The sequence below is a fragment of the Rhodococcus sp. A14 genome, from assembly GCF_011603105.1.
Lineage (GTDB): Bacteria > Actinomycetota > Actinomycetes > Mycobacteriales > Mycobacteriaceae > Rhodococcus_F > Rhodococcus_F opacus.
Genome location: NZ_JAAOQS010000171.1, coordinates 1 through 12,511, shown reverse-complemented (window position 1 = coordinate 12,511; position 12,511 = coordinate 1). Strand labels below are relative to the sequence as shown.

Sequence of the window (12,511 nt, the reverse complement as noted above, 5' to 3'; positions counted from 1 at the left end):
GAACCGTCGCCCACACCCAGACGCCCGTTATCGGAAGTCCTGGTTCGAGAACGGCCGGCGCAGGGAAACCTGTCCGGTGAGTAGGGGAGGGCTGCCACCCCTGGCAAAACGACGAGCGTCAACCCAACGATGCGACGCAGATCGATGACACGAATGCGGTTCGGGCAGCGAGCGGAATCGATGAGGAGGTCACCATGGTCGATCCGGGGATCGTTGTGGGAGTGGACGGATCCCGGTCGTCGCTGGATGCGGTGCGGTGGGCCGCACGTGAGGCTACAGTGCGCGCGGCGCCGCTACTGTTGTTGTCCTGCATCACGTACCGCGGTGCACAAGATGGGCCCCGACTCGCTGAAGTCCTCCACGCCCGAGCCGAGCGGGACGTTGCCCAAGCACTCGAGACCGCCCGAGCCGGATCCGCAGACGCAGACATCGACATTCGGGCCGAAGTGTCCCATCAGAACGCCCCGGGATCACTCGTCGACCGATCCGCCGGCGCAATGATGGTCGTGCTCGGCAGACGCGGACTGGGCGAGTTCACCGACGGGCTGATCGGCTCCGTGACCTCGGCCGTGGCGCGTCATGCGCAGTGCCCGGTAGCAGTGATCGACGGCTGGTCGAGAGTCGCGGACGGCACGGGACCCGTCGTCGTCGGCGTCGACGGATCTCCGAGCAGTGCACGGGCCGTCGGTCTGGCGTTCGAGGAGTGTTCCCTCCACAACACGGAACTGATCGCACTGCACGCGTGGTCCGACCAGGACCTGTCGAAACTCCCCGTCGGTGTAGAGCAGACCATGGAGCGGTCGGTGCTCGAAGCCGGCGTCGCCGAATGGTGTGAACGGTTCCCCGAGGTCCGGGTGCGACAGACCCTCGTTCGGGACCGACCGGTTCGCCACCTCCTCGAAATGGCCGACGAAGCCCAGATGATCGTCGTCGGCAGCCGCGGACGGGGCGGCTTCTCCGGGATGACGCTCGGCTCGACCAGCGCAGCCTTGGTGCACATAACCCCGTGTCCCCTCCTGATCGCCGGACCGATCCGACCAGAGCGATGACCTTGGGCCCTACATCGGCATCTGTCCCGGCGCGACACTCGAAGGAGCAATCGCAGGAGGTCGTCATGATCGGGGAACAGACACTGGTATCGCGGATGTGGCGATTGGGGCCGTGGAGCGGGAACCGACTGATGCGGGGAAGCTATCGCCTCGAATCCTCGGTCTTCCTCGTCGTCGTCGCCCTGGTGCTGATCTTGGTTCCCCTCGCCGCAGCCTTCGGAACCGTTACTCACACACGCCTCGACGACCAATCCCGCGCCGACCGCGAAAACCGGCATCAGATCGCGGCAGTGCTCCTCGAGGACCCAACTGTGAACCTGGCGGATACCACTCCGGCAACGGGTGCCACGGGGCAGGCACAGGCCCGGTGGGCAGTGGATGGGACCACACGCACCGGCCAGGTACTGACCGCGCCGGAAGCGAAGGCGGGACAAACGATCAGCATGTGGATCGACCCGGCCGGCAAGATCGTCGATGCGCCGAAGACAGGCACCGAGAACGCATTCGAGGCAGTGGGCGCCGCACTCGCACTGTGGACAATGGGTGCGACGATCTGTCTCACGATGTTTATCGGAATTCGCTGGGCAGGAACGAGATATCGGATGTCACAGTGGGACCGCGAGTGGAGGAACCTCGGAAAGGCCCCTGGGTGGCCGGTCAGCTGACGCCCATCGATGTCGAACACAAGAAGACGACGACGATTTCCGAATGGTGAGGCCAGAGCCAGTGGACGACAACTTGAGCTTCCTGGACGCGGGTTTTCTCGAGACGGAGGACTCCGACCCACACGCGAGCCTGACGATCGGTGCTCTCGCCATCATGGAGGGCCCCGTTCCCGGGCAAGACGAATTTCGTGACACGGTCGCCGCACGTTTCGCGAAGCTCCCGCACGCCCGAGACAGGGTTCACACGGTCCCACTCGACTTCAGCCCACCCTCCTGGTCACCGGATCCGCATTTCGACCTCGGCCATCATCTGCGACGGGTCGCCGTCCCGGAACCAGGGGAGGAGGAGTCCCTGTTCGGTTTCGTCGCCCGAGTCATGGCGCACCGACTCGACCGTGACCGCCCCTTGTGGGAATGCTGGGTCGTCGAAGGCCTCACCGACGACCGCTGGGCCATACTGACCAAGATTCATCACTGCATGGCGGACGGGATCACCGGAACCAAACTGTTCGAGGCCATGTGCGACGAAGTCGTGGCCGAAACGTCGACGACCGCAGAGCCCGACACCGACGCCGAGCCGGTACCGACCGTCGGTACACGCCTCGAGAGCGTCGAGAGCCTGGTCCGCTCGACGATCGAGTTCCTGTCCCCGGTGCGGCAACTCCGGCTCGTCTCGGCGGCACTGGCAATTCCACGTCGGCTGACGGCAGCCGGTATCGGCGTCGCAACCGGCCTCACCCACCTGCTGTCCGAGATACTGACCTCATCCACGGACACTTCGCTGATCGGACCGATCGGTCGCCAGCGCCGCTACTGCGCCGCGCGAGTCAGGATGCATGACGTTCGCGAAATCTGCGCCACGTACCAGGTCACCGTGAACGACGTCGCACTCGCGGCGATCACCACCGGACTACGGCAGCTGCTCCTGAAACGGGGCGAGCGTCCCGAACCCCACACGGTCCGCACGCTCGTTCCCGTGTCCGTCCGCTCCGCAACCGAGGAACGTGCGATCCACAATCAGGTCTCGCTCATGCTGCCCTTTCTGCCAGTCGACATCGAAGACCCGGTCGAGCAGTTGGTCGCCGTCCACCAACGGCTCACGACGCACAAGGCGAGCAAGGAAGCGGAAGGGGGCAAGGCGTTCACCGCGGTGGCCCAGTACGGACCGTTCATGCCCATGGCCTGGGCCGTTCGACTCGCCACCCGGTTTCCTCAGCACAGTGTCGTCGCCGTCGCAACCAACGTCCCCGGTCCGAAAGCCACACGACACGTGATGGGCCGCACGATCCTGGAGATCCTTCCGTACGTGCCGATCGCGCTGCGGCTGCGGATCGGGATCGCGATCCTCAGCTACAGCGACCATCTCGCCTTCGGTCTCACCGGGGACTACGACACCACACCGGACCTCACCGACCTCTCCGACTCGATAGAACGCGGTGTCCTGACCCTCCTCGCCTCGTCGCGCGCGGCTGACGCAGCCTCCGAATGACGGCCGACGACCGTCGCGAGCAACTCGGCTCGGGCGACCTGATCACGCTCGTCTCGGACGTCGGACCGGTACCCATGAACGTCGGCGCGATACTTTTCGTTGCCGGTGAAGGTGACGTGGACGCGGCGACCGTCGAGGCCACGTTCACACGACGGCTCACCAGCATTCGGCGCCTGCAGCAGCGCCTGGCCACGCCACGGTGGGGCCCGGGACGGCCGTACTGGGTCGACGACTCCGATGTCGACGTCCGCGCCCATGTGTCCCGAGTGCGGTGCCCGAGCCCGGGGGACCGTGACGCTGCGCTGGCAATCGCGGTGGACGCGGTGACCCGGCCGCTGCCCCGGTCGCGACCGTTGTGGCGGGCGGTCGTCGTCACCGGTCTCATCGACGATCACACCGGTCTGGTGCTGGTGCTGCATCACGTCGTGGCCGACGGGATCGGTGGCCTCGCCGTGCTCGCGCGCCTGGTCGACGGCGCGGACGCGACTGGACCGGCCGCCGATAATGAGAACCCGCCGTCGGCGGCCCCGCCTCGGGGCCGGTTCGTCGACGGCGTTTGCGAACGGTGCCGCACGCTGCGCCGAGTTCCGCGCAGGATTGCTCGTATACGAGGCGGCTGGGCCGAACTCGGTCGTGGTCGCGGCGGGTGGGCTCCGCGGTGTTCCCTGAACGCTGCCACCGGCCCCCGTCGCAGGGTAGTGACCGTCGACGCCGGTCTCGACGGTGTCCGGGCAGCGGGGCGGAGGTCGGGGGCCACCGTCAACGATGTTCTGTTGGTCGCCGTCACTGGGGCATTGGCCGAACTCCTACGTGAGCGGATGGAGTTTCCGCAGGAGCTGGTGGTGTCGGTGCCCGTCTCGGCCCGGAGTTCGGCAACGAGTGGGCACCTGGGGAACCAGGTCGGTGTGATGCCGGTACGTGTACCGCTGGTAGGAAGTTTCCAGGACCGGCTGACCACTGTTTCGGGTGTCACCCGCGTTCAGAAGATGCGAACCCGAGGTACGTCCTCCGCACTGATCGGACCACTTTTCCGGATCCTGGCCGCGCTGCGGTTGTTTCGGTGGTTCGTCGACCGTCAGCGACTCGTCAACTCGTTCCTGACGAACCTCCCGGGTCCCCCTGGGCAAGTCGTCATCGCCGGGGCACCGATCACAGGCATCACCCCGATCACCGTCACCGCGGGGAACGTCGGCGTCGCGTTCGCGGCACTATCCTATGCGGGCACGCTGACAGTAACGATCATCGTCGACCCCGACGTCGTACCCGAGGTCCGCGAGCTCGCCGCAGCTCTGCACGAACAATTCCGGGCCGCCATCGAGTGACGAGCTGGGCCGCGACTCAGAGAGACTCGGCCTCGTCCCGGATCAGGCGCAGTACCGGCCCGCCCATCGCCTTGACGAACGGGCCCACCACCGTCCAATACCCGCGGAAGCTTCGCCGTGCCTTGTCGTCCGTGCCGTGTACGCGCACCTCGGTGACCAGGACAGACGTGTGGGCGTCGTACGTGAGAACTGTGAAACCCCAAGCGCCGATGCCATATCCGGGAAGGGCGAACCGGCCGAAGTCTGCTGGCGACCATTCGACGCGGCCGTAGCCCTTCTCCCACCAGCGACCGATGAACCCGAGCACCATCGCGTGTCCCGGCTCCTCCGCGAGAAGCTGGAACCCGCCGTCGGGTTCCAGCAACTGGTCGAACCTGAATTCGGACCGACTCCCCTGAAGATGGGCGCCCCGACGTCCGCGGACGGTGTCGATCGCAATTCGGGCCCGGTTCGGGAGCGCGACCGCCGGCGACCGGAAGAAGTCGACGCGGCGGATGGCGGCGAAGGTCGTCGGCGCAGACGCACGGACGACCTGCGTGCGCAGAATGCGTTGCTCATACCTCGGCAGCTGTGACTCGATCAGGCTCGATCCGAGGCTGGGGTCGTGCACGATACATCTCCTCCTGGGCGGCATCCCCGCGGTACAGCTAGCGGACAATGAGGAGTGGGCAGACGACCGAATGCATCAACGCCCTGCTGGTCGACCCCAGCAGCATGCTGGAAAACCCTCCTCGCCCCCGGCTCCCCACCACGAGAAGCTGCGCATTCTCGGCCTGCTCACGCAGGTGCCGGGTGGGGCGATCCCTGACCACGAGGGTGCGCACCTTCACATCCGGATAGTTCTCCGCACGACCGGCGAGATTCTCGGACAACAGGGCCGTTTCGTTGGCCGCATCCCGCAGCCACTCCGCCTCGCTGCCTCCGTCCGGGGAGAACTGCAGAACGATGTCGGACCATGCATGAACGGCGACGAGTTCCGATTGCCGCAGACCTGCTTCCTCGAAGGCCATCGAGATGGCCGGTTCACTGTGTTCTGATCCGTCGACACCGACGACAACCGGTCCGGGGATGTCGTTGATATTGCGATCAGGTTCACCGCGGATCACCGCGACCGGGCATGAGGCGTGGGTCGCCACCGCCGAACTGACCGATCCCAGGACGGCGCGCTCTACGATTCCCCGTCTGTTCGCACCCACAACGAGCATCGTGGCATCCGCCGAACGTTCAAGAAGTTCACCGGCCGGCGTCCCGGAGCAGACGGTGGTCTCGATCTCGATGTGGTGTTCGGGCACTGCGGCACGGGCGGTTTGCGCCGCGCGGTCCAACCTGTCCTTACCGTCGCGCTCCTCGTCCTGGAAGAAGCTGGCAGGCACACCGATCGGGACGCCGTACCTTCCGGGAACGAACATCGTCGTGACCAGCGACAGGGGCGAGCTGCGGAGCGCGGCCTCCCTCGCCGCCCATTCAACAGCCTGCAGCGACGATGGGGAGCCGTCGATCCCTACAACGATCGGGCGGTGGCCGGACATGATGCACTCCTACGGGTTCCTGGCGCCGAGTTTCTGCCTCGATCTTCATCGTTGCGGCCCGCGGGTGATACCCGTAGGGGAGAAGGTCACCAGGCTGAGACCCTGGACCCGATTCCCTACGGCAAAGCCGCAGCGCCGCGAGTGACCAATGACTCTGTCACCGCAGACCGGCGGTGATGACACTGAGACGAGGCGCCCGATCGTGTTTCTCGATCCGGTGTCACGCACTTCGGCCTGGGGAAGGTATGTGACCATGAGCGACGGCAACACCGGCGCCGCGGGCGGCGGAGCGATCTACGCGCTGGGCATCTTCGGAGCCTGGGTGTGGTTCTGGCAGCAGGCGGACGCATTCTGGGAGTATGTGCTCGCGATCATCCAAGGGTTGTTCTGGCCGGCCTGGATGGTCTACGACGTCTTCAAGGCCCTTGCAGGGTAAGCCCTTCGATGTCCCGCCGCCCCGCTGCAGGTTCGGGCAGAGAGATTCAACTGACGAGCGCCGTGACGGCCGCGAAATAGATCATGATCGACAGCAGGTCCTGTACGACAGTCGCAAGTGGACCGGAGCCGAATGCCGGGTCCTTGCCGAGCCGCTGCAGGAGCCACGGCAACACCATGGCGACGATAGTCGCGATCGCACTCGCGGCGAGAACCGCTGCGGCCACCGCGACCGCGAGCATCGTGTCACCGGTCATCAGGCTGACGACCGGGAGCATCACGGCTCCGAGGAGCGCACCCACCGACAGACCGGTGAGCGCTTCGCGCCGCACGATACGTCGAATTCCCACTCCGACGGACAAGCAACGGATCGCCAGGGTCTCGGTCTGCGTCCCCACCGCGTCCGCGAGATAGACGATTCCGGGTATGAAATAGGCGACGGCCACGTTCGCTTCGAGAGTGACTTCGAACGCCGCCATGAACACGGCCGAGACCATGGCACCCAGCAATCCGACGAGGAGCCAAGGAACACGGTGCCACAGCCTGCGCCGCACGCTCTCCACACTCGTCTCGCGGGTGGTCTCGACCGAATGGAGGAAGCCACCCAGGCGTGAGAGATCCTCCTCATGCTCCTGGAGCAGCACCGCGAGAAGTTGTTGTGGCGCTATCAGACCACGGAACCGACCGTCGTCATCGACCACCGCCAGCCCCGGCTCCCCGTGCTGAACCGCCTGCCACGCGGCCCGTTCCTGGTGGGTATCGGGTCGGACCGCGGGCGGATTCGGATCCATGACGTCGCGTAGCGCCGCACAGCCGGGGGCACCGAACATACGTGGCGCTCCTCACCTTTGTGTGGGCAGTTTGGGGTCGATTCCTCCGAGGTTCAGGTAGATCATCGATGTCAGCGTTCTGGCTGAGTGGTGCCCGTAGCCGCGAGCGTTGATCAGTCGGATTTTTGAGTTGATACCTTCGATGAGTCCGTTGGAGATGCCGAGTTCTACTGCGGCGATGATTCCGTCGTAGTGCTTGTCGATCTGTTGGGCGAGCATTGTGAATGCGGGGATTCCGCTGTGTGCGGCGTCGTCGATCCATGTGCGTAGATGCCGTTTGGCGCGTGAGGGTTTGACGACGCGGAACAAGTCCCGCATTTGCTCTTTCAGTCGCCATGCGTGCCCGACCTGCTGATCCTGATCTGTGAGGGTGTCGACCAGGGCGCGGCGCTGGTCGGTGAGTCGTTCGGCGCCGGTTCGCAACGCGATGCGGACCTTGCGCCAACTGCCGCTCGAGAGCTCGATCCTGCGGCGGTTGGCCGAGGAGGCGTCGGCGAACACTCGGTCCAACGCCCGGTTCACCCACTGCATGACATGGAAGGGGTCGAAGCAGATACGGGCGTTCGGCACGTGTTCCTCGGTGGCGACGCGATAGGCCTTCGATCCGTCCATCGATACCGACTCGATCGAGTCGAGGTCGGACTCGTGTTGCTGCTCATAAAAGGCCGCGAGTGATTCGGTGCTTCGGCCGGGTTCGATATGCACCACGGTCTTGGTGTCGTGGTCGCCGACAACGGTCAGGTACTTGTGCGGGTGTCGGTAGCAGATTTCGTCGACGCCGACGCGGTAGAGCCGGTCGAGTCGTCGGGTGTCGAGTAATTCGTCGACGGTGCGGTTGATGATTGCGGTGACCGTTTCCCACGCGCAGCGCATCAACGTGGAGACGGAGGTGCGGTCGGTGCGGGCGGCGAGCCAGAGGACGGTGTCTTCGAAGTCTCGGGTGTGCCGGGCGGTGGGCCGCGCCCACGGCACGTGTTCGGTGCGCACCCCGCAGTGTGGGCAGTGGATGCGGCGGATCTCGTAGACCAACCACAGGCGGTGGGTGCCGAGGTCAAGGTGCCGCCACCGGCGTGTGGACCGGTCATATGTTGCCGGCGACGTGTGCCCGCAGGGGCACTCGAGTCGGCGGGCACGCAGGCGTAGCTCGACCTCGACATCGGTGTCTGTGATCGACACCGCCGATACCGATGCGCCGGGGATCTTCAGGAGACGGTTAAATGCAGTACTGACGCGCACGTGTAGCGGGCCTCCGGGTTGAGGTAGGTGTGGTAACCCCGAAACCTAGAGGTGCTGCGCGTGCGCGTCCCTCATATCACCGGTGAAACGCCGAACAGTGCGGCCAACAACACAACCCACCCTGAGCAGCAGAAATGGCGTCCACATAAACCCGAGGAGCGCCACATACGTTCGATCGGTGCGACACCCACGAGCCGGCCACCGACCAGTACGGCGACAACGGAAGCGCAGTCGTACCGCTTGGCGGCCATATCGCTCAGTACAGCTGTCACCGACTCGCCCGGGGCGGCGGTCGGAACACGCGTGCAGGCATGCCAGAGCGCGGTCCGGGGTTCGGGCTCATCGTCGAAGACCAACAATTCGGACACCGGCGCTCCCCCTTGGAACGTGTTGTGAAGTGCTCTTCGATCATCCACCCACCGAGCGGCGTCCTCCGGCGTGTCGACGTGTCGGGATTCGAGGAGCCCTGCCCGGTTGGCGCGAGGCGGAAATTCGACCCGGCATTTGTTGCAGGAGGCGTGTCACGGCGCCGAGCTCGAGGTAACGACGTCGCCCCAGGTGGCGCGCGAACCGGACTCTCCGATGCGGTAGACCTGAACAACGGTCCCCACCGCAATCACAACCGCGAGAAGTGCAACGATCACGGTGAGTGTCCGTGGGGGATCCGACTTTCGTTCGCGGAGCTGGACCGCGGTGACGGCCATTGCGGCGAGGAGAAGCGCGACGGAGAAGTAGATCATGCTGTCGCCCAGTTCGGTGTGGGCGTGCACGGCAGCCGACCTGGCGACGTGCTTCTCGAGCCATTCACCGGCGTCGGTGGTCAGCGGAGTCACGATTACGGTCACGGCCGCGAGCACGAGTGTGAGCCATACCAGCCGACGCCGGGCCGCGGGCCATACGCTGCACAGGACGACCAGGACTGCGGTCAGCGGGGCCGAGACCACGATGAAATGGACGAGCAGCACATGGGCGGGCAACCCGCTGACAGTCGACATGTTTCGAGTATTCGTGGACGTCGCTGAGAAACTACTGAGGGTCCGCCCGGATGACAACTAGCTCTTCGGTGGTTCTCGCTCAACCCGTGATTCTCGAGCATGCTCCGAGTCCGCTCGATCCCACTGAGCGAGGATTGAGTTGTCAGGAGAACTCCGCCGGTATCCAGAACAGCGGGGGCCTCGACACAGATGCGGTCGAACAGGGCCCCCGGTTTCGCCCGGCGTCCCCAGGAATTACACCTAGGCCACGCGGCCTCAGTGCCGTCCCGGTAAGTCGACTTCGCTGGGAGTCTTGTCGTCGCGTAGACCTTTCCAGCTGGAGTGGCGCAGCGTCTACGGAGATCTCATACTGTTTGCCATTGGTGTGGCAGGCGTGTGAGATGGACGTGTGTCGCGGCTACCCGTATCACCGTGTGGTGGTGTGGGTTTGACCGTGTCCCACACCGACGCTTGTGGTGCAGGAACATGCTGTTTCGGATTCACCCCCATCCGCGGTGTGAAGGTGGGCAGGCTGCGGCGGACTCGTCGGTGCCGTGGCCTGCTCGGGGTGGGACTGTTCTTGTCGCGGCACCGGCGCACCGGCGCGTGCTCGGCGACCCGGATCGCGGGCAGTTGCCCGCGCCGCCGGGTGGGCTTGTTTCTGGCGAGCAGTGCGCGTTTGGCCAGGTTCACCCCCGCGACGTGGTCGCGGTTGCCGCCGACCCGGCAGTCAGGGCACCACGCGGTGTGGTAGCCGCCGGGGCGTGCGAGTGGTTCGTCGCAGCCCGGACATTGTGCGGAGGATCCTCGGGCGGGCACCGAGACCACTGTGATGCCGACACCGGCGGCGGTGTGGGCGAGGGCGGCGACGGCTTGGCGGCGGGCGGACTGCGCGGCCCGGTTGTTGTTGACGTGTCCGTGGCCGCGGGTCTCGAGGGTGGTGAGGTCCTCGACCGCGATCACGTGTGCGCCCGCGGTGGCGGCGTAGTCGATGGTTTGGCGGGCGAAGTGGAAGGCCAGTTCCCGGTTGATCTTGCCCCGTTTGACGCCCACCGCAGTCCGATGCTCGTTGAGGACGGCGATCTTCTCCTCCAGCTGGGCGCGGACCTCGGGTTCGGCGGTGGCGGCCAGCCGCGTCAGCCGGGCGGCCTTGCGGTGCAGCAGCTGCCCCTCGGCTTGGAGGCGCGCCAGTTTGATCCCGAGGCCGCGGTCGTCGTAGGTCCAACCTCGGTAATCCGACACCAGCCCGTCCGGGTTCTCGGCGGTGATGGCGGCGGCACCGAGCGTGGAAGGGGACCAGTCGACCCCGACCGCGACCGCGGCCGATTCCGGGTCGTCCGCGGGGACGAGTTCGGTCGCGGCGCACTGCCAGAGCAGGCCCCGGCGGTCGAGGATCAGGGTCGGCAGATGGGAGTTCCCCCCTGAGTGAGGACATCGTGAACACTGGGTCGTGAAGGTCCCAGAGGAAGAGATGTCACTAATGGCGATGAAGGCGTACTCGGCGGAGTTCAAGGCCGATGCCGTCGCGCTGTATCTGTCCGATCCGAGCCACACCTTCGACGGCATCGGCAAAGACCTGGGCGTCAGCCGCGAGACCCTGCGCAACTGGGTAAGGGCCGAACGCAAACGCACCGGTACCTCCACGGCCGAGCTCCGGGCCAGTGGGGCGGCGCGGCCGGCGTCGTCGGCGGGCGAGGTATCGTCCGAGTCCGTGTTGGAGGAAGAAAACAAGCAGCTCAAGGCCCAGATCCGGAAGCTCGAAACCGAGCGGGAGATCCTGCGCAAGGCGGCGAAGTATTTCGCGGGCGAGACGAATTGGTGAGCCGCTTCCAGTTCGTTGACGACCACTGCGACACCGTTCCGGTGAAGTGGCTGTGCCAGATTCTCGAAGTCTCCCGCTCGGGTTTCTACCGGTGGCGGACCTCTGCGCCGTCCCGGGCCGCCCGCGCCCGCGCCGACGAGGAGCTGGCCGCGCGGATCCGCGCCATCCATGCCGACTCCGACGGCACCTACGGTGCCCCGCGCATCACGGCCGAGCTGCGCGAGACGGGGATCGAGGTGAACCACAAGCGGGTCGAGCGGGTGATGCGCGAGCACGGGATCGTCGGCGTGCACCTGCGCAAACCGGTACGTACCACCGTCCCCGATCCGGATGCGGCCATGGTGCCGGACCTGATCCGGCGGGATTTCACCGCGAGCGCACCGAACACCCGATACGTCGGCGACATTACCTACCTCCCAGTCGGTGACGGTGAATTTCTGTATTTGGCGACGGTGTTGGACCTGAGTTCGCGACGGTTGGCGGGGTGGTCGATCGCCGACCACATGCGTACCGAGTTGGTCGCCGACGCGCTGCGGGCGGCCGCTGCCTGTCGCGGCGCCGCGGGTCTCGATGGGTCAATTTTCCACAGCGACAACGGAGCCCGCCCAGTATGCATCGGCCGAGTTCGCCGCCCTCTGCCGTGAGCTCGGGGTAACCCGGTCGCGGGGTGCGGTAGGAACGTCGGCGGACAACGCGGCTGCCGAGTCAATGAACGCGACGTTGAAACGGGAAACGCTGAAGGGGCGGAAGCGCTGGAACAGTGCGGGTGAGGCCCGCGCCGAAGTCTTCCGTTGGATCACTCGATACAACACCAGAAGGAGGCATTCCACTCTCGGTCAGATCTGTCCGATCGAGTTCGAGCAGCGATCGGCTACCCTGGCTACCGCTGCATAGGAATTGGTGTCCACATCTCAGGGGGAACGCCCGATGCCAATCGGTGATCGCCCGGCGGTGTAGGTGCGCGGGGATGGCGGCGGTCAGCCGGACCCCGCGCCACTGCGCCCGCCCGGCCGGTGCGGGGCTGGTTGGCAGCTTCACCGTCAACACCAGCTCGTGGTCTGCCACGGTGATCTGTGCGAGCTGTCGATCGGCGGCGGAGAGTCGGGCCATGGCCGCCATTCGCGGTGGTCCCTGCAGGTCGGTGATCCGCACCCGGCCGG

10 protein-coding genes and 3 pseudogenes are annotated in these 12,511 nt (G+C 65.9%); 6 read left to right on the top strand and 7 right to left on the bottom strand.

The window, feature by feature from the left end:
- Positions 1 to 194: 194 nt before the first annotated feature.
- The 4 genes from G9373_RS43065 (at position 195) to G9373_RS43050 (ending at position 4,525) form a co-directional block, all read left to right on the top strand.
- Positions 195 to 1,049 carry a universal stress protein gene (locus G9373_RS43065; protein WP_054245526.1) on the top strand — a complete coding sequence of 285 codons (855 nt, stop codon included), beginning with the start codon at positions 195 to 197 and terminating at the stop codon, positions 1,047 to 1,049.
- A 65-nt stretch (positions 1,050 to 1,114) separates the two neighbouring features.
- Positions 1,115 to 1,714 carry a hypothetical protein gene (locus tag G9373_RS43060; RefSeq protein WP_167120965.1) on the top strand — a complete coding sequence of 200 codons (600 nt, stop codon included), beginning with the start codon at positions 1,115 to 1,117 and terminating at the stop codon, positions 1,712 to 1,714.
- A 61-nt stretch (positions 1,715 to 1,775) separates the two neighbouring features.
- Positions 1,776 to 3,203, top strand: a complete 1,428-nt coding sequence (locus G9373_RS43055; RefSeq protein ID WP_005565956.1) for a wax ester/triacylglycerol synthase family O-acyltransferase — start codon at positions 1,776 to 1,778, stop codon at positions 3,201 to 3,203.
- The gene (locus G9373_RS43050) at positions 3,200 to 4,525 is read left to right on the top strand and encodes a wax ester/triacylglycerol synthase domain-containing protein (protein ID WP_005565957.1); all 1,326 of its coding nucleotides are present in this window, start codon (positions 3,200 to 3,202) and stop codon (positions 4,523 to 4,525) included. The genes G9373_RS43055 and G9373_RS43050 overlap by 4 nt, the downstream gene beginning before the upstream one ends.
- A gap of 16 nt (positions 4,526 to 4,541) precedes the next feature.
- Here the strand turns inward: G9373_RS43050 and G9373_RS43045 are convergent, their stop codons facing one another.
- Both G9373_RS43045 and G9373_RS43040 read right to left on the bottom strand, forming a co-directional pair.
- Positions 4,542 to 5,135, bottom strand: a complete 594-nt coding sequence (locus G9373_RS43045) for a hypothetical protein (protein ID WP_167120963.1) — start codon at positions 5,133 to 5,135, stop codon at positions 4,542 to 4,544.
- Between the two features lie 37 nt (positions 5,136 to 5,172).
- Positions 5,173 to 6,054 carry a universal stress protein gene (locus tag G9373_RS43040; RefSeq protein ID WP_167120961.1) on the bottom strand — a complete coding sequence of 294 codons (882 nt, stop codon included), beginning with the start codon at positions 6,052 to 6,054 and terminating at the stop codon, positions 5,173 to 5,175.
- A gap of 253 nt (positions 6,055 to 6,307) precedes the next feature.
- Between G9373_RS43040 and G9373_RS43035 the strand changes: the two genes are divergently transcribed.
- Positions 6,308 to 6,490, top strand: a complete 183-nt coding sequence (locus G9373_RS43035) for a hypothetical protein (protein WP_065491049.1) — start codon at positions 6,308 to 6,310, stop codon at positions 6,488 to 6,490.
- 46 nt (positions 6,491 to 6,536) lie between these two features.
- Here the strand turns inward: G9373_RS43035 and G9373_RS43030 are convergent.
- The 4 genes and pseudogenes from G9373_RS43030 to G9373_RS47350 form a co-directional block, all read right to left on the bottom strand.
- Positions 6,537 to 7,322 (bottom strand): annotated as a pseudogene (locus G9373_RS43030) (magnesium transporter); the annotation flags it as partial.
- Between the two features lie 9 nt (positions 7,323 to 7,331).
- A complete protein-coding gene (locus G9373_RS43025) occupies positions 7,332 to 8,495 on the bottom strand; it encodes an ISL3 family transposase (RefSeq protein ID WP_346842926.1) in 1,164 nt (387 codons plus the stop codon).
- A gap of 581 nt (positions 8,496 to 9,076) precedes the next feature.
- Positions 9,077 to 9,550, bottom strand: coding sequence for a DUF2231 domain-containing protein (locus tag G9373_RS43020; RefSeq protein WP_120661214.1), 474 nt, complete (start codon positions 9,548 to 9,550; stop codon positions 9,077 to 9,079).
- Positions 9,551 to 9,883: 333 nt separating this feature from the next.
- The gene (locus G9373_RS47350; protein WP_240961081.1) at positions 9,884 to 11,041 is read right to left on the bottom strand and encodes a transposase; all 1,158 of its coding nucleotides are present in this window, start codon (positions 11,039 to 11,041) and stop codon (positions 9,884 to 9,886) included.
- Here G9373_RS47350 and G9373_RS43010 point away from each other — a divergent pair.
- Positions 11,010 to 12,245: pseudogene (locus tag G9373_RS43010) on the top strand (IS3 family transposase). The gene G9373_RS47350 and the pseudogene G9373_RS43010 sit on opposite strands and share 32 nt — an antisense overlap.
- A 33-nt stretch (positions 12,246 to 12,278) precedes the next feature.
- Here the strand turns inward: G9373_RS43010 and G9373_RS47345 are convergent.
- Positions 12,279 to 12,511: pseudogene (locus tag G9373_RS47345) on the bottom strand (transposase); the annotation flags it as partial.

Excerpts from the sequence above, each read along its gene's own strand:
- G9373_RS43065 (WP_054245526.1), top strand. The coding sequence starts at position 195 with ATGGTCGATCCGGGGATCGTTGTGGGAGTGGACGGATCCCGGTCGTCG.
- G9373_RS43060 (WP_167120965.1), top strand. The coding sequence starts at position 1,115 with ATGATCGGGGAACAGACACTGGTATCGCGGATGTGGCGATTGGGGCCG.
- G9373_RS43050 (WP_005565957.1), top strand. The coding sequence starts at position 3,200 with ATGACGGCCGACGACCGTCGCGAGCAACTCGGCTCGGGCGACCTGATC.
- G9373_RS43040 (WP_167120961.1), bottom strand. The coding sequence starts at position 6,054 with ATGTCCGGCCACCGCCCGATCGTTGTAGGGATCGACGGCTCCCCATCG.
- G9373_RS43035 (WP_065491049.1), top strand. The coding sequence starts at position 6,308 with ATGAGCGACGGCAACACCGGCGCCGCGGGCGGCGGAGCGATCTACGCG.
- G9373_RS43020 (WP_120661214.1), bottom strand. The coding sequence starts at position 9,550 with ATGTCGACTGTCAGCGGGTTGCCCGCCCATGTGCTGCTCGTCCATTTC.